The organism is Novosphingobium sp. PhB55 (assembly GCF_004368805.1).
Lineage (GTDB): Bacteria > Pseudomonadota > Alphaproteobacteria > Sphingomonadales > Sphingomonadaceae > Novosphingobium.
Genome location: NZ_SODQ01000014.1, coordinates 20,005 through 42,673, shown reverse-complemented (window position 1 = coordinate 42,673; position 22,669 = coordinate 20,005). Strand labels below are relative to the sequence as shown.

Genomic DNA, 22,669 nt, shown 5'->3' with positions numbered 1-22,669 from the left:
TTACAAGGCGGCAAGATTAGCGGACAGATTCGCGCGATCCAGTCAGTCCTTGGCCTAAGGATTCCCGTCTGTTATCCTGCCAAGGCGCTGCGCAAAGGGCAGCGCCGGGACTGGTAATCCCGTCAGTAATCCAAGCTCGGAAAACACGGTTTTCCGGGGTGCCGTCGCGCATGTCCAAACCTTCGGGTGAAAGGCGGCGGCGCATGTTACTGACATGTTACCAGCTCCGGCGGCTCCCGCGCGTTAGCGTGCGGGAGTTCGGGACTGGTCCGCATGGTCCTCAGCCTTCCGCCAACCCGCCCTGATGCGGACCCGGAGGTGCTAAATGAACAATCTTGTTCCTGCGACTTCACCCGATGAAATGGCCGCCGTGTCGGCGGCGCTGAACTCCCTGCCGCACGACAATTCCGCGCTCGCAGCGCTGTGGAAAATCTATGGCGCCGAGCCCGTCCGCCTGGTCCGTACGCAGGAGGGCCGCAAGCTTAGCCTCGCGCGCTATCACCGCGCCGAGGAATTCATGGGCAGCCTGGCACATGATACGCCCGGTGGCTGGCCCGATTTCCTTTATTCCACCGGCATCGTCGTCCAACTCGCGCTGTCCTCGCATCTGCTCGATGTCGGCTTTCCGGACAGCTGGTGCGCACGGCACATCAGCCTTAATGTCGACCGCTCGCTGGCTTACGCCAACCTCACTGCGTTCGGCTACGATTGCGCCGAGACGGCGCGGCTGGTCCAGGTGCTGGCGCCCTATTGGAAATGGAATCGGCGGCACCTCATGAGCGGCAAACATCCCGATGATGGCGGCTTCACCGGGGATCAGGTGCGGTCCCTGGTCGGGGGGCTCGTCGATCACGTTTGGCATGTCACCGGCCATGCCCGTTCGCGGCGGCGAGCCATGCCTTCCTGATTTCTTATTTGGAGCAGGTGATCAGCGAAGACCACAGGCTGGGCAAGGCACGTGCCCGAGTGATTCGGCTGCCTAAAATGCAGCGGATTGACCGGTGCTATGTGGGCCGAGACGGCATGAGACCCATCCGTCAAAATTGCGGCTTCGCGATCGGAAAATATTTTTGGGGTCGATTCGGTGCACCCAAGATCCTATCCGGTGCACCCAACGCCATTCCGCGCCGTTCCGCGCCGTTCCGCGCCGTTCCGCGCCGTTCCGCGCCGTTCCGCGCCGTTCCGCGCTGTTCAGCGCACTTGCAAGCGCCTCAGTTTGGCCCAATCTTGCTCACTGGCCGGCCAGTCCACCTCACCCCAACCGGAGGACATGCCACATGAACATGATGCCCCCTGATCGATTCCTGCGCCTCAATGTCGTGCTCGACCGCACGGGCCTGTCCCGTGCCACCCTCTATCGCAAGGTCCAGTCCGGGACGTTCCCGGCACAGGTCCGTATCGCCGAACGGTGCTGCGGCTGGCGCGAGAGCGCCGTGACCGAGTGGATGAACAACCCGATCTCCTACACCGTCGAGGACTTCCCGCCCCGCTCCTGAATGACACCGTTCCAAGCGCAAGATCGGACGCGCCCGCGACAGCGGGCGCGTCCTGACTGCATCACCATCCCTCGCGCTGCTGCCGCTTCTTGGAGCGGATGATAAGCGTCATGGCCCGGCCCATCTCGTTCTGTACCCGCTGAGGGCTGATATGCAGCCGCTCCGCGATCTGCTCGTAAGTGAGCCCGTCGAACCGCATGAGGGCGAACACCTTGTAAGGCAGACCGGGAAGCGAATAGACCGCCCTGGCCAGTCGGCGCAATTCCGGGTCTTCGTACTCGGAAAAGGCATCCCGCACGAAAGCCTCGCGGACCCTCTGCTCGATCCTGTAGAGATGCCACCTCATGCCGCGTCCTCCGCAAAGGCGAGGAGGAAATCGGCCGCCTTGCTGGCCGCGCTTGCCGCCCGGAAGATCGCCTTCTCGTCCGCGCGCATGACTTCGAGCCACGCCCCCAGATAATCGCTATGCCGCACGGTGGGCTGGATACCGAGCGAGGCGCAGGAGAACGCCGCGGCCATCTCGGCAACGAGTTCCTCCCTGGCATACTGGGCCGAGCCGAACTTTCCGGACATGTCCCGGTTCAGCCTTGCCTTTCCGCCAGCCCAATGACCCATCTCGTGAAGGGCCGTGCGAAACCAGTTTATCGGTTCATGGAAGGCAGCCTGCGGCGGCACCTGCACGTAATCCCGGGCCGGTGAATAGAACGCCTCATCGCCGCCGATCCGAAAGTCCGCCCCGCTGGCAGCGATCAGCCTGTCCACCCCGGCAATCTGCAACACCGGATCTGGCACCCCGGGTTCCGCCATCAAGCGCTCGGGCAGCCCCTCCACCTGATCGAGGTTGAAGACCACAAAGCGCTTCAGGAACGCGATTGTCCTCGCCTCGCGGTCGCCGTCTGCAGCCTTCTCGGCCTCGTCCTTCGGGGTGAAGCGATCCGCGTAGCACACGACTGTGCCCTTCTCGCCCCGCCGGACATTCCCGCCCGCCGCCAGGGCCTGCCGGTAGGTAAGCCAGCGCTGCGACGTGAACTGCCGCTCCGCTGCCTCGCACCACAGGATGAGAATATTGATTCCCGAATAGGCCCGCCCGGATGCAGCATTGCACGGCATCATGCAGGGACAGCGCGAACTGTCCCAAGGCTGCACCCAGGGAAGCCTGCCCTCTTCGAGCTCAGCAATGATCCGCGCGGTGACTTCGCCGTAAAGGCTTTGGCGATCTGGCTTGTTCATTTTCTCCTGCTTCCTTCTCCAACCGCCATTGACCGGCGCCGGAGTGGCGGGGGGCGGCAGGAGCGGACCACAGGCCTCGCCTCGAATGGCGGGGCGCACCCGCAGGGCCGAAATGAAATGGAGGAGGCGGGCAAAGCCCGCCTTGCGGCGCGACATGGCGGGGCCAAGGGGCCGTGACGCCCCCCGCCAGCCAGGAGCAGGGCAAGCTCCGACGCGCCGAAGGTGCGGAGACCGCTACGGGACGCGCAAGCGCGTCCAGCCCCGACAGCGATCGTCACGGCTATGCCGACGAGACGCCGCAGGCGGCTCGGTTGAGCGTCAGCGAGATAGAGCGCGGCCGTGCGTAGCACGGGGAGGCCGAATCAGGCAGATACCTTGCCCCACTCAAGTGTCGGTGCTGTGATCAAAAGCTCGCCAGGGGCAAGAAACGGCTGGAGCTCTCTCCTACGAACTTCAGGTGTTCGGATTTCCGCAGCCGCAGATCGCCATGCGATCCTTCAGGGCGTTCTGTTGCAACTCGGCGCAGGGGGCGGACGGCTGTGCTGTTTCTGAGGGGGAATATCGCCGACAAAAAAGCGATCATAGCTATTTCTACACTGCCACAATAAACCGGCGGGCCGCGCGCGATCCGTGCATTGTACGAGACGACTAGCGCCAGCGGTTTGCGCAATGTAGGAACTGTTGAAAAAGGCTGTCTATGGGTCTTTCTTTTGGCGATGAACTCTCTTGGGCGTAGGAGCGCTTGCCATCAAGGCATGAGGAACAGAGATCAGTAATGCAGATGGATAACAAAAGCCGTTTCCCGATTTTCAATTGGGCTGTTCGCAAGCTGAGACCTGTCGGTGCTATCGATGCGTTGGCGGGGGGGCGCATTGCCGGATGGGCAGCAGGCGGCAGCGACGTTCAGATTGAGGCATGGCTGGGAAATAAGTGCGTTGTCCGTAGCAACACGTCAATTCTGAGGCGTGATGTTGCTAATGCACATCCCCGGCTCGCCGGGGCGGAGACCAGCGGTTTCGCGTTTGATCTGCCGCGTGAGGCGGTCGAAGGTGATTTCCTGGGCGAACTGCGCATCCTTGCCCGGGTAGGCCGCAGCTGGCGGCCGCGAGCGACGCTTGCAACCATGCAGATCGCCGGAGCGGAAGCTGCCCGTGCACTTAAGCAAGCTCCTGCAAGCGGCATTACCGGCCCTTTCCCGCCCCTCGTGATTGACGCCGTGGCTTCGCGCTGGCCGGAAGACTGCGCGGCACTCGGTACTGTTGCTGGGCAACGGCGTTTCGCTGACCGGTTGCTGAGGCTGCTACGTACGCCGGATCTGAACGCCATTCCTGTAATTGCCGACTACGCGCGTTTTCTCGTGATGATGTTGGCGCACTGCCGCTTTGTTGCGCGCCACTTTCCCGCAACCAACACTAAGGCTGCGGTCGGATCCGCAGATTTCCATTGCAAGCCCAACTCTATCCACGAACTCTTTACGATCATCCACCAACTCTATGTGCTGAAAGCTTCTGGAGTGAGAGGCGATTTCGCGGAGTTCGGCTGCTTCAAAGGATACAGCACTGCTATGTTGAGCCAGGCTTGCGCGCTGCTGGGCCTGCGGATGCACGTATTCGATTCCTTTGAGGGCCTGCCGCCATCGCTGGATTCTGGTTATGAGGCAGGACAATATGCCGGTAGCCTCGACGAAGTGCAGGATCATGTCGCGCGTTTCGGCGCGCTGGACGCAGTTACTTTCCATAAGGGCTTCTTTGCCGACAGCCTCCGCCACTTTACGCCGCCTCCGCTGCTCTGCCTGTGGATGGATGTCGACCTTGAATCCTCGGCCGAAGACCTTCTGTCCGCAATTGATCGTCTCGATCCTCGCGGTACGCTGTTCAGCCATGAATGCACCGCTACGATGTTTCAGAATGGTGAAATTGTGGCGTCACCCGCGCCCGACAACCCGGTTCCGCCCGTCATGATGCGAAGCGAAGCGCTTGGTCGGCCGCTTACGGGCCGGTACGTTGCTGGCTATACCGGTGCTTTCTGGCCGCGGGCAGGCGGCACGCCAGTGGTCGACGCCGCGGTGCTGATGGAACTGGCGGAGGCGCTAATACTGAGATAAGCGCTCGATATCGGCATGGGAGTGGGATCAGCAAGGGGCGATCAGTGCTAGAAACTTCTTTGCGGGGTTGGGCCGTAATCGGTGGACAGGCGTGGGTCAGCATGTCGCAGTTCGTGAGGATTTGAGCTGAAGGAGCGAATTGAGGGTTCCTACCTGACGGATTGTCTGCATCTATGTGGCGCGCCTGCCACGGTTCAGACGAGATCACCGCAGTGACCGCATTGATTCCGTTCTTAGCGGCTCAATATGGTCTCCCATCTTCGGCGGAGACCGGGCAAGCGCTTCGAGCAGCACTGTACGTTGTTGTTTGCGATCCTGGCGATCGTCACCGGAGCGGCCCCGTACCGTTGACCGAACTCGACGTGATCGGGATAGTTATGGTGCTTGACGCTATCCACGGTCAAAAACCATTTTGATCGCTGGAACAGGAAGCATAGATCTCATCGTCCGGCTCAAAGCAAACCAGAAACCGCTGCTAAGACAGGCTAAGACCCGCTGCAACGCCGTTGTGCTCCGACACGACCTTTCAGACGGTCAATCCGCGCGAGCACGATCGACATGAGGCGTGAACGACCGTGTTAGATGCCGCCGCCTTCATCTCCGCTCCCAAGAGGCGAACTCCTCTCAACACGGTCTATTCGCGTTGAACGGATCGTTTAGGCATTCCGACCCGCTACCGGTACGTCAAACGTTCCGGTTAGATCATCTACTATCTGCTCGACCATGGCTGAGCAGGCCGCCGAAGCCGCGCGCCCGCACTGGCAAATCGAGAACCAATCGCAACATGTCTGCGACCTCAATCAAGGCCAAGACTCCCCCCATTCGCAAAAGAAAAAATCATTTCGTCAGACCGCACCGCTCGCCACGTACATACTACGCTTGAGTCAGGCCCGCTTTGCCCTACAATTCAGATACCCCTTCGCCTCGCTGGCTTCGACCGAATTGCCAAGTTACGCTTCAATTGATAGAATTGAACAGCTTCGTGGGATCAAGCCGCGTTCCGCTTGCAGAGGCGGGCGTCTTCGTCACCGGCTCAATCAACATGTTCGTGAGTTGAACTACGAAGTTGCGATACATCGTTGCGAATGGGAAATAGCAGCATAACAGGTTTTGCGCGGCACGACGCCACTTTTGTTGATGATGCTTTTGAGAAGATTGCAACGTAGCGTTCGGCGGTTTATCAAGTTGCGGTGATTAAAAATCTTCTCCCCGGTCTGCCGCTGATTGAATCTCCGTTATATCCGATGATGAAGGCCGAAATGGGTCTGACTCCTGAGGAAATGCGGATTGCAGACGACTTATATGAGCGCGGCTATGCTGTATTCGATTTCCCGGATCGCGATGTCGAAGCTCGGATTGATCGCGTCAAGGCGAATCTTGCGCCGCGTTATGGGGTGGATTTCGATAGTCCAGAAGGGACCAAGAACGCAGGCGAACGTCGTATTCAGGATGCATGGAAATTCGATGAAGATGTGCGTTCCTTCGCGGCTAACCAAGCGGTATTGGATCTTCTGTCAAAGCTCTATGGCCGTCGTGCTTTTCCGTTCCAGACATTGAACTTCCCGGTCGGTACAGAGCAGGCAGCGCATTCGGATTCGGTACATTTCTCCAGCTTACCCGAACGATTTATGTGCGGCGTTTGGCTGGCGATGGAAGATATCGGGCCGAATTCAGGGCCGCTGTTCTATCTGCCCGGTTCGCATCGCTGGCCGATCATGACCAACAGCTTGATCGGACGGCGCGGTTATGGCGGCAGCCTCGCTTCGGCGCAAGATCCTTATGGGCCGGCGTGGGATGCGCTTTGCACCGCTTTCGGTGTACAGCCGGAACATCTCATCGCACGCAAAGGGCAGGCTTTGATTTGGTGTGCGAATCTGCTTCACGGGGGCAGTCGTCAGAACGATCCCAAACTCACCCGCTGGTCGCAGGTAACGCATTATTATTTCGAAGATTGCATCTATTACACGCCCGCCTTTTCGGATGAAACCGTGGGCCGTCTACAAATGAGGGAGCTCGTATCCATCGAGGATGGCAGAGCACGGCCAAACACCTTTATGGGGGAACTGGTCGAGCGATCCGGCTCGAAATATTCTTTTCATCACTCCCTATATGAGCGGGTTAGGCGGGCGATCAGAGTCAAAGTCGCCTAATTTTTTGAATTGGAACCGATGTTCCTCGCGGGCTGAATTCAAGGCAGGATGGTCGGCCAGGTTGACGTATCCACTATCCTCACTGGCGTTGCAGGCATTGCTCGCCAGCAGGCTACGCACATAGCCCTCGAACACACGTCCGCACCTTTGGGAGCGACCAGGCTGAACGTCTTCATAAGGCCGTAGACCTGGTTGGACAACTGGGTTGCCACCTTTAGCAGCTGGCTGTGCGCGGCGATCAACGTGCGAATCAGCATGCTGTCAAAACTCTTTACCCGCGCCTCGCGGTGAAAGCCCACCTCGGCAAGATGCGCTAGTTCGTCTGCGTCATTCGCATGAGTCTTGTTCGTCGCTATATCCGAAGCTGCCTTGGCATGGCGAGCATCGATGCAAATCGCCGGTAAGCCTTCCGGCGTCAGCGCATGATAGAAAGAGACCGCCTGAGGCCCCGTCTCGAACACGACGCGTTCCGCATTCTAAGCAGGCTTGCGGATGACTTCTACTGTCAGTTTGCGATCGGAGGAGCAATTGCCACCCCAGACCCCGTTCGCTTCTTCCTGCACCGAGACGAACGTATGTTTCAACGGCACGTTGAGGCCGATAAATGTACGCATGCGATAGCGGACGCAGTGGAGTGAGGGACCAAGATGTGAGATTATCGGTAGCGCCGCGAGGAGCTGCCTATGAAAGAGCAGGATATCGATAGCGACAGGATTGATGAGGCGGTCCTGGCTCTGATGTTTTTGACGCTGCACGACCTGGATCGGACGTCAGGGACTTGTCGAGCCTGGAAGCCCTTTGATTGGGATGCGCTGGGACGCTTGTACAAGCGAGGATTGATCCAGAATCCCGTGGGCAAGAAGAAGTCGGTAGGATTGACCTCAGCCGGCCGTGAGCGCTGCGAGCAGCAATTTCGTCGACTGTTCTGCGCAAGCCGCAAACCCTAGGTTTAAACGTAAGCGCGAGATTCCGCGCACCTGTACGGTTGAGTGACGTTGTGTGAGGGATGGTCCACCAAGAATGAGGTGGACACATGGAGATGGCGCCGATGGGCAGGTCACAGCCTGCGCCTCATCAAGCACGGTCGCTGCGCCGAAAAAATGACAATTCTTGCGGGTCCCAGCTCGGCCATCCATTTTGACGATCCGCTTCGATCGCCTTAAACGGTGTCAGGACGGCAGCTAGGGCCGGCTCCATTTTGGTCTGACCTGTCACTGGAGGAACAGACTGGTGATACGATGCGGTGCTCTGATCGTTCCAACCGGATCGGTGCTCACGATGGTCTTGCGCGCTGCAGATGGTGCCAATCTCTAATTTGGTCTTTCCCCGGCGATGGTTTACGATGATGCAGTTAATCGACAGGTCGGTTGGTGCGGGGCTTTTGCGAGCACAGAAAGCTGGCTAAAGGAAGCCCCATGGAAATTACATCCCTCAGCATTCCCGACATCAAGTTAGTTGCACCCCGTCGCATTGGTGATGAGCGAGGCTATTTCGCCGAGACTTTCCGCGCCGATGTATTCGCGCGGGCTTGCGGTGCCGGGGCTTTCGTGCAGGATAACGAATCCCGTAGCGCGAAAGCTGGCACCTTACGGGGTCTGCACTTCCAGAGCGAGCCACACGTACAGGGCAAACTAGTGCGCTGCACCGCCGGAGCGCTGTTCGATGTCGCGGTAGATATTCGCAAGGGTTCACCTACTTACGGCCAGTGGGTTGGCGAAACGCTCACACCGGAGAACGGTAGGCAGCTGTGGGTTCCCCCCGGTTTTGCCCATGGGTTCTGCTCACTCGAGCCCGACACCGTCATCTGCTACAAGGTCACCGATTACTACAGCGCCGAATGCGATATGGGTCTTGTTTGGGATGACCCCGCAATTGGTGTAATCTGGCCTGATCTCGCCGACCCTGAGACCCTTTCGGGTAAGGATCGCGCTCAGCCGCGTCTTGTCGATCTTCCCGAATATTTTACCTGGAGTCAGTGACCTCATGCGTGTGTTAGTTACCGGCGGGGCCGGCTTCATCGGCTCGGCCCTCGTGCGCCATCTGGTGCTCGACAAGCACTACGACGTTCTCACCGTCGACGCTTTGACTTATGCGGGCTGCGAAGCGTCGCTGCGGGCGCTGGAGGGGTGTAACACGCACCATTTCCTCAAGGCCAACATCTGCGATCGTGCCGCGATGGATACGGCGATCGCCGATTTTAGTCCCAACCGCATCATGCATTTGGCCGCCGAAAGCCACGTCGACCGTTCGATCACCGGTGCAGCCGACTTCATCCAGACCAACGTTGTAGGCACTTTCACTCTGTTGGAAGCCGCTCGTGGCTACTGGGACGACCTTGATGCCGAGGCGAAGGCCGCCTTCCGCTTTCTCCACGTTTCAACTGACGAAGTCTACGGCTCGCTGGGCGACGATGATTTGTTCGAGGAAACAACGCCCTACGATCCCAGCTCGCCCTATTCGGCATCCAAGGCTGCGTCGGATCACCTCGCCAAAGCGTGGGAGCGGACATACGGAATGCCAATCGTGGTGTCCAACTGCTCGAACAATTACGGGCCTTACCACTTCCCCGAGAAGCTGATCCCGTTGACGATCCTCAATGCGCTCGCTGGCAACCCCCTACCGGTTTACGGTAAAGGCGAGAATGTGCGTGACTGGCTCTATGTGGATGACCACGCCCGCGCGCTCGACACAATCATCGAGAAGGGGCGGACAGGAGAAACTTACAACGTCGGTGGTCGTAATGAGCGCCGCAATATCGATGTGGTGCGCCGTATCTGTGCTGTGCTCGACGAGCTGGTGCCAGGCGACGCTCCGCGCGAGAACCTGATTGAGTTCGTCACCGACCGTCCCGGGCACGATGCCCGCTATGCCATCGACGCCACCAAGCTTGAGAACGAACTGGGCTGGCGAGCCGCCGAAACCTTTGACACCGGCATCGAGAAGACGGTGCGTTGGTATTTGGAAAACGACTGGTGGTGGGCACCGCTGCGTGAGCGATATAATGGCGAAAGACTGGGGCTTTCCGCAGTAAAGGTTCCCGCGTGAGAATCGTCGTAACCGGCAAGTCCGGGCAGGTCGTCACTGCTTTGCTGGAACGAGGCGAGGTGACGGGGCATGAAGTAATTGCGCTGGGCCGGCCGGAAATGGATCTTAACGACCCCGTCTCGGTCATACGCGCGTTGCAAGCGGCGGCGCCCGACGCGATCGTTTCCGCTGCAGCCTACACAGCCGTAGACAAGGCCGAGACCGAAGCCGACTTGGCCCACGCTGTCAACGCTGCCGGTGCTGGGGCGGTTGCACAGGTCGCGAAGACACTTGGCGTGCCGCTGATCCATGTGTCCACTGATTACGTGTTCGACGGCAGCCTGGACCGGCCCTACGTGGAAGACGATGCCGCCTGCCCGACCGGAGCTTACGGCGCTTCCAAGCTGGCAGGTGAGCAGGCGGTGCTGGATATCTATGCCGAAGGCAGCGCTGTCGTGCGCGTGGCTTGGGTCTATAGTCCGTTCGGCAGCAACTTCGTAAAGACCATGCTGCGCCTCGCGGGCGATCGCGACGTAGTCTCCGTGGTCGCGGACCAAGTAGGAAATCCCACCAGCGCACTCGATATCGCCGATGGTATCCTTACGGTGGCTTCTAATCTTGCAGGAAGTGATGACGCGTCCCTGCGCGGTGTGTTCCACATGACCGCGAACGGCGAAGCCAGCTGGGCGGACTTGGCCGAAGAAATCTTCGCGGTATCCGCTTCCCGTGGCGGCGCCTCTGCAAAGGTGAAGCGCATCACCACTGCCGAATACCCCACTCCGGCCTCCCGGCCGGCCAACTCGCGGCTCGACTGTTGCAGGATCGCACAGATCCACGGCGTGGCGTTGCCTGACTGGCCCACGGCGCTGCAAACTGTCGTTGCCCGTCTGCAAAGCGCGACAGTCTGAATTTAGGAATACGACGAAAATGAAGGGTATTATTCTGGCTGGCGGCAGCGGCACTCGCCTCTATCCGATGACGCTTTCTACATCGAAGCAGCTCATGCCGGTCTACGACAAGCCGATGATCTACTATCCGCTGAGCACGTTGATGCTGGCCGGCATCCGTGAGGTGCTGATCATCTCTACCCCGCGTGATCTGCCTGCCTTTCGCTCGCTGCTAGGCGACGGATCGCAATGGGGTATGTCCGTTGAATATGCCGAGCAGCCCAGCCCCGATGGACTGGCCCAGGCGTATGTCATCGGTGCCAACTTCGTGGGGGCAGAACCTTCAGCACTGATTCTGGGTGACAATATTTACCACGGGCATGGCCTTCCCGAGCTGCTAGCAAACGCGTCCTCGCGCACTAGCGGCGCCAGCGTTTTCGCTTACCACGTCAATGATCCTGAACGGTACGGCGTCGTCGCCTTCGATCATGCAATGAAGGCTCTCTCGATCGAGGAAAAACCGGAAAGGCCGCAGTCCAACTGGGCGGTGACCGGCCTGTACTTCTACGACGAGCAGGTAGTGGACATTGCCGCGAATCTCAAGCCCTCGCCGCGGGGAGAACTGGAGATCACCGATGTCAACCGCGTCTACTTAGAACTTGGACAACTGTCAGTCGAGATCATGAGCCGCGGCTACGCTTGGCTCGATACCGGCACTCCCGATAGTTTGCTCGACGCAGCTGAATTCGTGCGAGTTCTGGAAAAACGCCAAGGTTTTAAGATCGCCAGCCCGGAGGAAATCGCTTTCCGGCAGGGTTTCATCGACGCGACCCAGATGGAGAGTGCGATCGGCCGGCTCGGCAAGTCGGACTATGGTCTTTATCTTCAACGGATACTTAGAGAAGGGTAACGGGGTGCCGTCTATGGCGCTGCGCTTCCTTTTGGAGCGAATGTCTTTCAATCGGTAGTTCGCTGGTTAGAAGTCGGGAAGCCAGGTTGTGGGCTCCCGCTTTTCTGAGAGGGGTAAACGCCGCCTTGGGTCACGGAGTCAGTTTCATTTAAATTATTTTCTTCCTTACCTGCTCTGGGCACGGGGTATGAGCTGGAGACCCGCAAAAACCTGTAGCGGCGCTTGTAGCGCTCCTCAAAGATTTCAAGCAGATCGCCGTGCTGCTGTTCGGTCAGCCCATGGCTGCCCCAATCGTCGAGCACGAGCAGTTGGATGCGGCTAAGCTTGTCGATCAGGCGCGGGAAGCGACCGTCGAGCCGGGCCATTGCCAGATCTTCGAATAGTCGCGGCATGCGCACGTAGAGGACCGAATAGTCGAGCCGGGCTGCCTGACGGGCGAACGCACACCCAGCCAGGTTTTTCCCGTGCCGGTTGGCCCTGTAATGATGCTCACGGGCCTTGAGCCCGTCTCCCTGTCAAGCATCAGCCCGAGCCATTCATCGCGGGCAAGCCCTTCGCTTCCCGCCTGCCTGGCAAGTTCGCGGTAGGCACTCGCCATCCCGGCAAGCCCCAGCGTCTGCATCTGGTCCAGCATGGGGTGGGGCAGCATGATCGTAAGCCCCGACAAAACGTGGTCTTGCGGGGATCGAAACAGGCGTGAATTTCGCAATGATGCATGGAGGCACTGCGAGTGGATATCGAGGAGTCAAAATAGCGTCGTATGAGTGCTCGCCGGGATGGCGGAGCGGTCGTACGGGTAGAACGTCGCCGGCATTCGAGCGACGAAGAGAAGCTGGCGATCCTGAAGGAGACGACGCGGCCCGGCGCCATCATGGCGGTCGTTGCTCGTCGGTACGGGATCGGGACCAGAGTGGGATGCTTCAGCATTCTTGCTCCTTCAGTTGTAGTAGCTTGAGCCGCGGATGTTGGAGTGGATGATCGGCTCTTGCTCGGGAGATTGGGGAACGGGCACCTGATCGAGGCCCTTCTCGAGGATCGATTTGACCGACGGGTAATTGCGCGCCTGGATTTCCAGCGCGCGCAGCGCCGCGGCTTCGAGCCGCTGGGCACCGAAGCGTCTCTCGAGCCCGATGATGCCCAGGCATGACCGGTAGCCCTGTTCCGGATGGGGTTTTGCCTCGATGACCTTCTCCATCAGCAGGGACAGCATCGGTCCGATCCGGCTCGCCTCTTCACGGATCTTTGCCGGCGTCCATTCGCCGTAGCGCCGATGGCTGGAGGGCATGTGCTCGGGGACTGTAGTGTGCCGGCCATTCCCGTTGCCGCGCATGTGCACGGCGATGCGCTCGCCTCCCAGGAAGATCTCTACCGTGCTGGCAGTGAACCGAGCTTCGACCTCGCGGCGGGCGAAGCGACGCGGGACGGAGTAATGATGCCGATCGATCGCGATATGGTAATCGAGCCCAACGCGGCAGCGTCGCCATTCGGCGTGAGTCCACGGCTCTTCCGGCAGCGGCTTCAGGTTCGGAGCATCGACTTCGTCGAACAGTTGGCGGCGCGTCTTGCCGAACTGGCGTAGCACCCGCCGATCATTGAGATCGGCAAGGCATTCGGCGATCGCTGCGTTCACCTCGGCGAGTCTGTAGAAGATCCGGTCACGTAAGCGGCCCAATAACCAGCGCTCGACGATACCGACGCAAGCCTCGACCTTGGCCTTGTCCCGCGGCTTGCGCGGCCGGGTCGGCAGGATCGCCGTGCCGTAATGCCGCGCCATGTCCGTGTAACCGCGGTTTACCTGAGGATCGAAGTGACAGGCCTTGATCACCGCCACCTTGGCATTGTCGGGTACCAGCAACTGGGGAACGCCGCGGAAGAAGGCGAAGGCGGCATTGTTGCCCGCGATCCAATCAGGAAACTGCTCGGTCCACGTCGCCAGCGAAAACGACAGGCTCGATCCGCCCATCACGGCGACGAAGATGTGGGCACCGCGGACTTCCCCGGTCCTGCGATCCACCACGACCGGCACCGTATCGCCAGCGTAATCGAGGAACAGCTTCTCGCCCCCGGCATGGCTCTGGCGCATGACCAGCGGAAAGCGGCCCTCCCATCGGCGGAACAGATCGCAGAACCGGCTGTAGCGATATCCGTCCGGATGCTCGGTCTGGTACTCCTCCCAGAGCACCTGCAGCGTCACGTGTTCACGCTTCAGTTCGCGCGCTACCACCGGCCAGTCCGGCTCCGGAAGCTTGCGTCGTCCCGGCTTTACGCCGGAGGCGCCATACAAGCGTCCCTCCAGATCTATGTCGCCGATCTCCGACGGAACCGGCCACGCCAATCCCCAGCGATCGAAGCGCACGATCATGTCGCGCACTGTAGACCGAGCGAGGCAAGTCAGTCGGGCGATCTCGCGCATCGGGACACAAGCCTCGCGATGCATTCTCATTACTTCGCGCACATGGCGCATCTTCGGCCTCCTCGTCGGCATCTCCATCCTCCGACTGCTGCGCCGATAAGATGGACCCAACGATCGGGCTTCTCACTCCCTCTCAGGTGGCCGGGAATTGCTCGGAATGGTGGCCGGCATCATCTCGGAATCCCGGCCGGGATCAAATCGGAATGGTGGCCGGGATGACCCCGGAATCCGCAGCTGCCGCCATTGGCAAAGATGTATCTGTCGCTGGCACCGTGCGACATGCGCAAGGGCTTCGATGGCATCACGGCGCTGGTTCGTAACATCCTCCAACTCGACCCCTCCTGTGGCGCGGTGTTTCTGTTCCGCGGAAAAAGAGGCAATAGATTGAAAGCGCTGGTTTGGGACGGATCAGGGCTTTGTATGTATGCGCAACGTCTCGAGTGTGGAGCGGCGTGCAAATTTGAGTCAGTCCCTTTTTTGCATGCCGATCCACATCACCAGCGACTCCAGTGGCGTTGGCATCAGACCATATATAATCCGACGTAAACAGATGCGATCCTGGACCGCTCGTTCACGATGCCTACCGGCTCAAATTCATGGTCAATCCATGCGCGCAGCCGCAATTGCATCTGCTTGACCAAGCCGCCGACATAGATGCCACAGACCGACCAAAGATCAGGCATCTCAACGGTGTGCAATCAGAACGGAACGCTGCGCAACGTCAAATCGGAATGCCTGGGGGGCGACCGTTGGTATCCGAAGGCTGGGCGAAGGTCGGCTGGAAGAAACTATATTCGTCGGATGCCTTCGGTGACTGGCATTTTGTCGAGGGACCCGCGCCCCAGCATCTCGTATTTTAGTTTCAAGATGTCGCGCGGATCGAAGAAGCCACGCCTCTTGAAATGTCGCTCTGCGGATCTCATCGCGATCGACGACGCAAGGGCTTGCGACTACGAGGCCTACATCAAATGAGAATGCAGGGATACGTGACCTCGCCGAGATACAAATACCGATCGTGTCCCGCGGCGTGGTGTAGCTGAAGCCGAAGAGCCACCATTTCGGCGTCAGTCTAGGCCGCTCGTGCGCCTGGTACAGCCGAGAGCATGGTGATGGGATTGTCGCTGACCGGTGCCATGGTTTCTAGGGTCATGTATCGAGCCCGCTGAACCGCCCATTCGTCGGACTGCTCCATGAGGATAGCGCCAATCAGACGAGTAATGGCAGCTTCATTCGGGAAAATGCCGACGACTTCTGTGCCGCATTTGATTTCGCTGCTGAGGCGCTCGATGGGTTTGTGCTGTGTAGTTTGGCGCGATGATCGCGCGGGAATGTCATGTAGGCCAGCACATCGGGTTCAGCGTCATCCATCAGGTTTGCCAGTTTGGGCAATTTAGGTCGGACCTGATCGGCCACGGCACGCCATTGCTGGCTGGCGGCCTCCGGTGTTCCTGTGGGAAGGCAGTGGCAGTGAAGGCGGAAACAACTCCGCGGCCGCTTTTGCCCGCATGAGCCAGTGCATTGCGCAGGAAGTAGACCCGGCAGTGCTGCCACGTGGCACAGAGCAGCTTGGAAACAGCTGCCTTGACGCCTTCGTGCGCGTCGGAGATGGCCAGCTTGACGCCGCGCAGTCCTCGGCGCGTCAGCTTGCGCAGGAAGGCGGTCCAGAAGGGCTCCGCTTCCGACGGCCCAATGTCCATGCCTCGCACCTCGCGGCGTCCACTGCTGTTCACGCCCACCGCGACGATCACCGCCACCGAGACGATGCGCCCGTTCTGCCGCACTTTCACGTAGGTGGCGTCGATCCATAGGTACGGCCAGTCGCCTTCGATTGGGCGCTCGAGGAAGGCACCGGCCTTCTCGTCGAGTTCCTCGCACAGCCGGCTGACCTGGCTCTTCGAGATCCCATCCATACCCAGCCGCCTTTACCAGGTCATCAACCGAGCGGGTGGAGATGCCCTGGATATAAGCTACCTGGATCACCGCGGTCAGCGCCCGCTCGGCCATGGGGCGGGGCTCGAGTAAGCCGGGGAAGTAGCTCCCCTTCCTGAGCTTGGGGATGCGCAGTTCGACTGTCCCGGCTCGTGTTTGCCAGTCGCGCTCGCGGTAGACGTTGCGCTGGACCAGCCTCGTCGCAGATTTCTCGCCGTGGCCGGCACCGGTCAGATTGCCGACTTCCATCTCCATCAGCCGCTCGGCGGCAAACGAGATCATTTCGCGTAGAAATATCTGCATTCGCGACCTTCTCTACGAGCGAACGCAAGTGCATCATCGGATCGGTCATTGTGATTCCTTCCGTCAGGTTTGAGCTTCGCAACCCAAACCTACCCGAAAATCACGATGACCACCTCAGCCTTCAGCTACACCACGTCCTGGGACACGGTCCAAATACCGCCCGCAAGAATGGTCAAGCTTCGAAATCAGCTTGTCGGTGAATGGCTCTCCTTTTAAAGGACCTATTTTCATAATTGTGCTCACTTCTCGGCGCGCGTCATTTTCCGGAGCCAGCGCGAGGGTGAGACGGTTTGTCTGTTCTTCGGCGTCAAAACGGTCTGGAAGGAATCGGAACAAACATCACGCCGGCTCTTCGCGGCGTGCTGAAATCGTATAGGCCGATTTTTCTTCTACCGCGTGCCCAGCGGCTAGCTGGCGAAACACAGTGTTGCTAATCTTTCCGCTCCGCGAGATCAACTAAGGTAGTGCAGCCCCGCATGAATCCGAAGCTTGAAATCATATTCCTCCTAATCGCCTGCTGCCCGTTGAAGGTAGCATCAGCAGGGTTTTGGTTCGTCATGGGACGGCGTGTCCGCGCTCGCAACCGTGTCGCCGAAGCTATCTCAAGTCTACCTTTTGCTTGTTCGCGATGGCAGCGGATTAGCGGTCGGAAGGACATGGAGTTTTTACGTAATCATGAACCAGAAGGGACAGCATATCGCATTGCGGTCCATATCCATTTGGCGGCTGAAAGCGCGCCTGCTGACATAAGCGCCGCGATCCGCTCAGTTTTGCGCCAGAGTAGAGAAGACTGGAGCCTTTATCTGACTTCTCATGACGGGCAGCTGAAAAACATGTTCCGTGATAGCCGGATTTTTCTTGTCGGTGGAGCATACGGCGATCGGATGACTGGTTTGTTGGCGGCGCTCCAGGCAGCACATCATGACAAAATCGACCACCTTGTGCCGCTCGAAGAGAGCAGTCGACTATCGTGTTTTGCCCTCGCGGCCTACGCCGCTCAATCTTTGGCGGCGTCGTCCGAGCGACCCATGATCGTTTACGGAGACCAAACCGAACAAACGAAATTCCTGGCGGCACGAAACCCTTGGCTCAAGCCACCGTGGGATCCGGAAATGTTCCTCGAGCAGGACTACATCTCTCGATCATGCGCCTTGCCGGTAAAATCCGCCATAACGTGGATGGTCAATACGACAAGGCCGCTAGAAAGCGTTTTTTCGCTAGTCTTGGAACTGGCGATGCTCGCCGATGTCGCTGTGCAACACGTGCCACGTCTAACTGTTATGACACCGGCCGGCGCATGGCGATACAGTAACACCTGTAGAGAGCGTGCCGTTCGACGATATTTGGACTTATGCTCTTGTCCGGCAACGATTGCTGAACGACAATATGGCATCTTATCAATAACCTACGATGTTCCGAAGCCGGAGCCCTTGGTCAGCGTCATTGTTCCTACTCGCGACCACCTTACTGTCTTGCGAACATGCATCGATGGTATTTTAAGCAACACTGACTACCTCAATTTTGAGATCATCGTAGTTGACAACGGAAGTACCGATCCTGAAACTTTGGATTACTTAGATGAAATTCGCCAAAACTCAAAGATATCATTAATTAATTGGCCTCACGAATTTAATTACTCGAAAATAAACAACTTTGCTGCGGAAAAGGCTGGCGGCGAGTTTCTATGTTTTTTAAATAACGATGTTGAAATTATCGACGGTCGGTGGTTAAGCTCACTTATAGGGTATGCGGCCCGGCCCGAAGTCGGGGCGGTGGGGGCTAAACTTCTCTATCCCGATGGCACAATTCAGCACGCCGGCGTGGTGGTTGGAATGGGTAACGCGGCGGGCCATGCTCATAGGGGGGATCAAGATAACGCCCCGGGGTATTTCGGCCATTCTCTAGTGACAAGAAGGGTAAGTGGGGTCACGGCTGCTTGCATGGTAGTTAAAAAATCTAACTTTTTATCGGTCCGAGGCTTCGATGAAGAAGGACTCGCGATAGCTTATAATGACGTCGATCTCTGCCTTAAATTAATCAGCGCTGGTCTTAAAAATATATATGTTTCTTCGGCAAAGCTAATTCATCATGAAAGTAAATCGCGGGCCAACGATATGGCGCCTGAGCAACTTTCTAGATATATGGCCGAGCTTTCAGTGTTGCAGCAGCGTTGGTTAGTAAACGGGCGCAGAGACCCTTGGTTTCATGAAAAGCTCGATTTGGATCGTGAAGTTTACACAACAAAATTTTAGACCACTATTGCCGTCAATAGACGATCACATTTAATTTTTGCAGGGCTTCGATGAATAGATCAATTGACGAGAAATCCAGACAAATTCTCCTGGAACGCAAGCTTTTTGATCCTGATTGGTACCGTTCCGAATACACCGACGTGACCATGCTTGAAATGGATCCGCTTGAACATTTCATCGCGTTCGGAGCGCGCCTCTTGCGTAGGCCTTCGCCGACCTTCGATGTGCAAAAACTGCGCAGCACAGATGACGTCCTCGGTCTCCTGATGGAGGAAGCTACGCGTGTCGATACCGGCTTAGCAGCACGATCTGACATCAATTCTCCGGTGATGCCCAATCGATCGCGATCTCACCCAGCCCCCGCTTTCGAATTCCACACGGAGCACAGATCGCAAGCGAATGGACCGGCCGTAGAGTTACATCCGGGCTCTATATCTGACATTGCGTTCGAAGGTACGCTGGCGGTTCATGTACATCTGTTCTACGTAGATATGCTCGCCGAAATCAAATGCTGGTTGTCCTCAATTCCTGTACCGTTTGACCTTTATGTCAGCGTTGCAACCGAGGAAATCCAGCTTCTGTTGCAAGACGTTTTCGATGATATCGCATCGCTGAACCGGTCAGCGGTAGAAGTCCATCCGAACCGAGGACGGGACATTGCGCCCTTGGTTGTCGGCTTCGGCCCGAGGATCGCTAAGTACGATTATGTTGTCCATTTTCATTCAAAGAAAAGCGATCACACCGTAGGAAAGCGGGACTGGGGCACACATTTGGGCCATCACCTGTTCCATTCTGCGGATTATACCTCGCAAGTCTTGAATCTTTTTGCCAGCCAAAAGGATCTTGGTTTAATCTTTCCGATTTATCACGACAGCGTAAAAGGGCAGATCAAATGGGGCGCAAATCTCTCACGCGCCGATGCAGAATTGAGGCGTCTGTGTTCCGGGCAGAACCTTGTCGAAGGCGACCTTTTGCCATTCCCCGCAGGATCCTTCTTCCTCGCTAGGGTTGAGGCAATCCGCCCGTTGTTGGAGGGAGGTTTTAAGTTAGAAGATTTTGAAGTTGAGCAGGGGCAAGTCGACGGAACCCTAGCACATGCAATTGAGAGACTTTTCGTTTTGATAGCCGATCGCCGAGGATTTACGTTTAAGCAAGTGATGGCGACGAAGCCCCATTCCCTCGGACGCTCGTATCTCGATGACGGATGCATATATAGGTCCGAGATGCTCGAACGCGTGCGGCGAGGCGGCAGAGTCCCGGCCCCGGTCTACTCGGCGCCAGCCTTACAGGGGCTGCGCATCCGTTTCTACACGTGCTCGACTGGCGGCTATGATGAGCCACTGCCATTTGAGGCGTTCGTCGAGGGGGCGGATTACCACTTCTATTCGGACTTGGAAAGCGAGAGCGAACTGGCCCAGTGGACCATCCGTCCGCTCGCGCTTTCGGATCCTCATCCGGTTAAAGCGGCACGGCGGCATAAGTCGCAGCCGCACGACATATTCGATGACGTTGATATTGCGGTTTGGATTGATGGTAATATCGCTCTGTCCGGTGACGTTTCCGGACTTATAGCCAAGGTTATCGAAAACAATGCGGCCTTCGGCGTCATTCCCCATCCCTATCGAAGCAAAGTGTCGGATGAGTTGGCAATGCTTTGCAGGGTTGGCCTCGATGACCCAAGGGTTATGAATGCTCAGTACGAACGGTACCGTAAACAGGGATTCGAAGACGATCAGGGACTTACTGAGACTAATTTCCTCGTAATGGATTTGCGTCGGAGTGAAACGCGGGCAGCTCTCGACGTGTGGTGGAGCGAAATTAAACAGGGCAGTCGTCGGGATCAGCTGAGCTTCGATTATTCTTGTTGGAAAGTGGGGGCGAAGAAAGTTTCGCTTATCACCAATGGCCTGTCAGCAAGAGCGGATCCCCGCTTTGCGTACTTCTCTCATGGGGGCAAATCTCATCCCGGGTTAGACATGCGGGCACGCCTGTCCAACTTATGGTTCAGTCGGCACGTAGCTCCGGACGAGGATCGCCATCTCAGCAATTCTCTTCGGGTCGACGTGGTCGTTTGCGTACATAATAGTCCCGATGATGTAGCCCGTTGTCTCAGGGCACTCGCCTTAAATCGCGATGGGCGAACCCGAATTGTAATTGTGGATGATGGGTCCGCTAGCCCGACCCAAGCGGTTGTGGCCCGTCATCTACAAAAAAACCCCTCGGATCTGCATGTTCGGCATGAAGAAGCAAAAGGCTACACTAAGGCTGCAAATGCCGGGTTACGTGCGTCTGATGGAGATTACGTCGTTCTACTCAACAGCGACACAATTGTACCGCAAGGTTGGGTTGGTTCTTTGGTCGATGCTGGAGAGGCCGATCCGGACGTTGGCATCGTCGGTCCTTTGTCGAATGCAGCGAGTTGGCAGTCTGTGCCCGAGACGCTGCAGGCTTCTGGAGATCTTGCGATCAATCGTGTCCCCGAGGGAATGTGCATTGATGAGCTAGCAGAAATATGCGGACGCCTTCCGGCAAAGCCGGTTTACCGATGTTCTGTCGTAAATGGCTTCTGCTTTGCCATAAAGCGAAAAGTCATTGATGCCATCGGCTATCTCGATGAAGCTGCTTTCCCGCAGGGGTATGGCGAAGAAAATGATTACTGCTTTCGTGCTGGCGAAGCGGGAATGACCTGCGGATTTACTCTCTCAACATATGTATATCATGCAAAGTCAAAAAGTTTTAATCATGAGCGAAGAAAGGTTCTGAGCCAACAGGGCTGGAACGTGCTCGTTGAGAGGTACGGAAAGGAACGGTTAGGTAAGATTGTTGAGGAAATGAAATGCCATCCGGCGCTGGAAATGGCGCGTAGATGGTTTAAAAGCCAGACATGCCGCATGCAACCAAAAGCAAAGGCTATCGGCCTATATCTTCCTCAATTTCACAGCTTTTCATTCAATGATACAGTGTGGGGGGCAGGCTTCACTGAGTGGCGTAATGTCGTCAAGGCAAAACCTCGGTTCGATGAGCATATTCAGCCCCTTCTGCCGGGAGAACTCGGTTTCTACGATTTGCGAACCCCTGAAACTCTTGCCGCTCAGGCTCGTCTGGCTTTTAAGCACGGACTATCGGGAATGGCGGTATACTACTATCGTTTCGGCCGGGAGAGGTTGATGTCGGCGCCTACAGATCGGCTTTTGTCGGTGCCGGGCGCGAAGTTGAACTTTTTTTACTGTTGGGCGAACGAGGACTGGACCCGCGCATGGGATGGGCAAACAAGCGATGTATTGCTAAAGCAAGACTACTCCGACGAAACGTTGAAGCTTCTTGTTGAAGATCTTATCGATGCGTGTGCAGACACACGATATATAAGGATTTCTGATCGTCCGGTCCTCATGATTTATCAGCTGAATCGGCTCCCCAACGCGAAAGCGGCAATTGATCGCATTCGGGCGCTGGTAAGAGAAAGCCTTTCGGTCGATCCGATGATTGGTACTACTTGGAACAACGAATTTCGTGACGAGTGGGAAGCCTTGGTAGATTTTATTGTTCAGTTTCCGCCTCATCGCACTCCCCGAGTTTCTAAACGAACCCTGCTAAATCGAAACCTTGTGCCTGGCGCACGCGAAAACACAGCTGATCACCTGGAAAGCTACGATCTAGTTGTAGAACAAAGTATTGAAGCAATGGATGTGTATGATGCGCTCGCGCCGGGTGTCTGCCCAGCCTGGGACAATTCACCACGTCGCGCACGGAGCGCCAATATTTTGATCGGATCTACGCCGAACAAGTTCGCTAAGTGGACGGCGAATGCCTCGGTGAAAGCGGTAGACAAATTTAAAGAAGGGAAGCTCCCTGCGCCGCTATTGTTCGTGAACGCGTGGAATGAATGGGCAGAAGGCGCCGTTCTTGAGCCGTCGGAGCGGTATGGGCGGGCTTACCTGCGCGCGCTTTACGAGGGATTGGCGTGACGTGAT

General features: G+C 57.5%; 17 protein-coding genes and 2 pseudogenes. 13 read left to right on the top strand and 6 right to left on the bottom strand.

The genetic code is table 11. The features are described from left to right. The first annotated feature begins 325 nt into the window (after positions 1-325). Both EDF57_RS24310 and EDF57_RS24305 read left to right on the top strand, forming a co-directional pair. Positions 326-907: a hypothetical protein gene (locus EDF57_RS24310; protein WP_134096236.1), complete on the top strand. Its 582-nt coding sequence runs from the start codon at positions 326-328 to the stop codon at positions 905-907. 370 nt (positions 908-1,277) lie between these two features. Continuing rightward, entirely contained in the window at positions 1,278-1,496 is a 219-nt protein-coding gene (locus EDF57_RS24305) for an AlpA family phage regulatory protein (RefSeq protein ID WP_134096235.1), read from the top strand. Between the two features lie 61 nt (positions 1,497-1,557). On the opposite strand, the gene EDF57_RS24300 is transcribed toward EDF57_RS24305, so the two are convergent. Further along, positions 1,558-1,842: a sigma factor-like helix-turn-helix DNA-binding protein gene (locus EDF57_RS24300; RefSeq protein WP_134096234.1), complete on the bottom strand. Its 285-nt coding sequence runs from the start codon at positions 1,840-1,842 to the stop codon at positions 1,558-1,560. Beyond that, positions 1,839-2,726: a zincin-like metallopeptidase domain-containing protein gene (locus tag EDF57_RS24295; protein WP_134096259.1), complete on the bottom strand. Its 888-nt coding sequence runs from the start codon at positions 2,724-2,726 to the stop codon at positions 1,839-1,841. The genes EDF57_RS24300 and EDF57_RS24295 overlap by 4 nt, the downstream gene beginning before the upstream one ends. A 173-nt stretch (positions 2,727-2,899) precedes the next feature. Here EDF57_RS24295 and EDF57_RS25700 point away from each other — a divergent pair, with 173 nt between their 5' ends. From EDF57_RS25700 to EDF57_RS24280, 4 genes are all read left to right on the top strand, one after another. After that, positions 2,900-3,073: a hypothetical protein gene (locus EDF57_RS25700; protein ID WP_166675392.1), complete on the top strand. Its 174-nt coding sequence runs from the start codon at positions 2,900-2,902 to the stop codon at positions 3,071-3,073. A 434-nt stretch (positions 3,074-3,507) separates the two neighbouring features. Beyond that, the gene (locus tag EDF57_RS24290) at positions 3,508-4,830 is read left to right on the top strand and encodes a TylF/MycF/NovP-related O-methyltransferase (RefSeq protein WP_166675391.1); all 1,323 of its coding nucleotides are present in this window, start codon (positions 3,508-3,510) and stop codon (positions 4,828-4,830) included. Positions 4,831-5,553: 723 nt separating this feature from the next. Then, positions 5,554-5,934 carry a hypothetical protein gene (locus tag EDF57_RS24285; protein WP_134096232.1) on the top strand — a complete coding sequence of 127 codons (381 nt, stop codon included), beginning with the start codon at positions 5,554-5,556 and terminating at the stop codon, positions 5,932-5,934. Between the two features lie 89 nt (positions 5,935-6,023). Next, entirely contained in the window at positions 6,024-6,980 is a 957-nt protein-coding gene (locus tag EDF57_RS24280) for a phytanoyl-CoA dioxygenase family protein (protein WP_134096258.1), read from the top strand. 149 nt (positions 6,981-7,129) lie between these two features. On the opposite strand, the pseudogene EDF57_RS24275 reads toward EDF57_RS24280, so the two are convergent. Continuing rightward, a pseudogene (locus tag EDF57_RS24275) lies at positions 7,130-7,594 on the bottom strand (transposase); the annotation flags it as partial. Between the two features lie 69 nt (positions 7,595-7,663). On the opposite strand from EDF57_RS24275, the gene EDF57_RS24270 reads away from it, so the two are divergent. From EDF57_RS24270 to rfbA, 5 genes are all read left to right on the top strand, one after another. Beyond that, positions 7,664-7,927, top strand: coding sequence for a DUF6429 family protein (locus EDF57_RS24270; protein ID WP_134096231.1), 264 nt, complete (start codon positions 7,664-7,666; stop codon positions 7,925-7,927). A gap of 468 nt (positions 7,928-8,395) precedes the next feature. Then, positions 8,396-8,959: a dTDP-4-dehydrorhamnose 3,5-epimerase gene (rfbC, locus tag EDF57_RS24265; RefSeq protein ID WP_134096230.1), complete on the top strand. Its 564-nt coding sequence runs from the start codon at positions 8,396-8,398 to the stop codon at positions 8,957-8,959. A gap of 4 nt (positions 8,960-8,963) precedes the next feature. After that, positions 8,964-10,025: a dTDP-glucose 4,6-dehydratase gene (rfbB, locus tag EDF57_RS24260; RefSeq protein ID WP_134096229.1), complete on the top strand. Its 1,062-nt coding sequence runs from the start codon at positions 8,964-8,966 to the stop codon at positions 10,023-10,025. Next, on the top strand, positions 10,022-10,912 hold the full coding sequence (gene rfbD / locus EDF57_RS24255) for a dTDP-4-dehydrorhamnose reductase (RefSeq protein ID WP_134096228.1): 891 nt from the start codon (positions 10,022-10,024) through the stop codon (positions 10,910-10,912). Before rfbB ends, rfbD begins: the two co-directional genes overlap by 4 nt. A 19-nt stretch (positions 10,913-10,931) precedes the next feature. Then, on the top strand, positions 10,932-11,801 hold the full coding sequence (gene rfbA, locus EDF57_RS24250; protein ID WP_134096227.1) for a glucose-1-phosphate thymidylyltransferase RfbA: 870 nt from the start codon (positions 10,932-10,934) through the stop codon (positions 11,799-11,801). A 47-nt stretch (positions 11,802-11,848) separates the two neighbouring features. On the opposite strand, the gene EDF57_RS26260 is transcribed toward rfbA, so the two are convergent. From EDF57_RS26260 to EDF57_RS24225, 3 genes and pseudogenes are all read right to left on the bottom strand, one after another. Continuing rightward, positions 11,849-12,256: an ATP-binding protein gene (locus EDF57_RS26260; RefSeq protein ID WP_279587460.1), complete on the bottom strand. Its 408-nt coding sequence runs from the start codon at positions 12,254-12,256 to the stop codon at positions 11,849-11,851. Between the two features lie 482 nt (positions 12,257-12,738). After that, a complete protein-coding gene (gene istA, locus EDF57_RS24235; protein ID WP_166675390.1) occupies positions 12,739-14,265 on the bottom strand; it encodes an IS21 family transposase in 1,527 nt (508 codons plus the stop codon). A gap of 1,018 nt (positions 14,266-15,283) precedes the next feature. Then, positions 15,284-16,495 (bottom strand): annotated as a pseudogene (locus tag EDF57_RS24225) (IS256 family transposase). Positions 16,496-16,922: 427 nt separating this feature from the next. Between EDF57_RS24225 and EDF57_RS24220 the strand changes: the two are divergent. Both EDF57_RS24220 and EDF57_RS24215 read left to right on the top strand, forming a co-directional pair. Beyond that, positions 16,923-18,698 carry a glycosyltransferase family 2 protein gene (locus tag EDF57_RS24220; protein ID WP_134096224.1) on the top strand — a complete coding sequence of 592 codons (1,776 nt, stop codon included), beginning with the start codon at positions 16,923-16,925 and terminating at the stop codon, positions 18,696-18,698. A 50-nt stretch (positions 18,699-18,748) separates the two neighbouring features. Further along, positions 18,749-22,663: a glycoside hydrolase family 99-like domain-containing protein gene (locus tag EDF57_RS24215; RefSeq protein WP_134096223.1), complete on the top strand. Its 3,915-nt coding sequence runs from the start codon at positions 18,749-18,751 to the stop codon at positions 22,661-22,663. Positions 22,664-22,669 lie beyond the last annotated feature (6 nt).

Bases quoted from the DNA above. Each gene is read 5' to 3' on its own strand.
- EDF57_RS24310 (WP_134096236.1), top strand. From the start codon at position 326: ATGAACAATCTTGTTCCTGCGACTTCACCCGATGAAATGGCCGCCGTG.
- EDF57_RS24305 (WP_134096235.1), top strand. From the start codon at position 1,278: ATGAACATGATGCCCCCTGATCGATTCCTGCGCCTCAATGTCGTGCTC.
- EDF57_RS24300 (WP_134096234.1), bottom strand. From the start codon at position 1,842: ATGAGGTGGCATCTCTACAGGATCGAGCAGAGGGTCCGCGAGGCTTTC.
- EDF57_RS24295 (WP_134096259.1), bottom strand. From the start codon at position 2,726: ATGAACAAGCCAGATCGCCAAAGCCTTTACGGCGAAGTCACCGCGCGG.
- EDF57_RS24290 (WP_166675391.1), top strand. From the start codon at position 3,508: ATGGATAACAAAAGCCGTTTCCCGATTTTCAATTGGGCTGTTCGCAAG.
- EDF57_RS24285 (WP_134096232.1), top strand. From the start codon at position 5,554: ATGGCTGAGCAGGCCGCCGAAGCCGCGCGCCCGCACTGGCAAATCGAG.
- EDF57_RS24270 (WP_134096231.1), top strand. From the start codon at position 7,664: ATGAAAGAGCAGGATATCGATAGCGACAGGATTGATGAGGCGGTCCTG.
- rfbC (WP_134096230.1), top strand. From the start codon at position 8,396: ATGGAAATTACATCCCTCAGCATTCCCGACATCAAGTTAGTTGCACCC.
- rfbB (WP_134096229.1), top strand. From the start codon at position 8,964: ATGCGTGTGTTAGTTACCGGCGGGGCCGGCTTCATCGGCTCGGCCCTC.
- rfbA (WP_134096227.1), top strand. From the start codon at position 10,932: ATGAAGGGTATTATTCTGGCTGGCGGCAGCGGCACTCGCCTCTATCCG.
- istA (WP_166675390.1), bottom strand. From the start codon at position 14,265: ATGCGCCATGTGCGCGAAGTAATGAGAATGCATCGCGAGGCTTGTGTC.
- EDF57_RS24220 (WP_134096224.1), top strand. From the start codon at position 16,923: ATGAATCCGAAGCTTGAAATCATATTCCTCCTAATCGCCTGCTGCCCG.
- EDF57_RS24215 (WP_134096223.1), top strand. From the start codon at position 18,749: ATGAATAGATCAATTGACGAGAAATCCAGACAAATTCTCCTGGAACGC.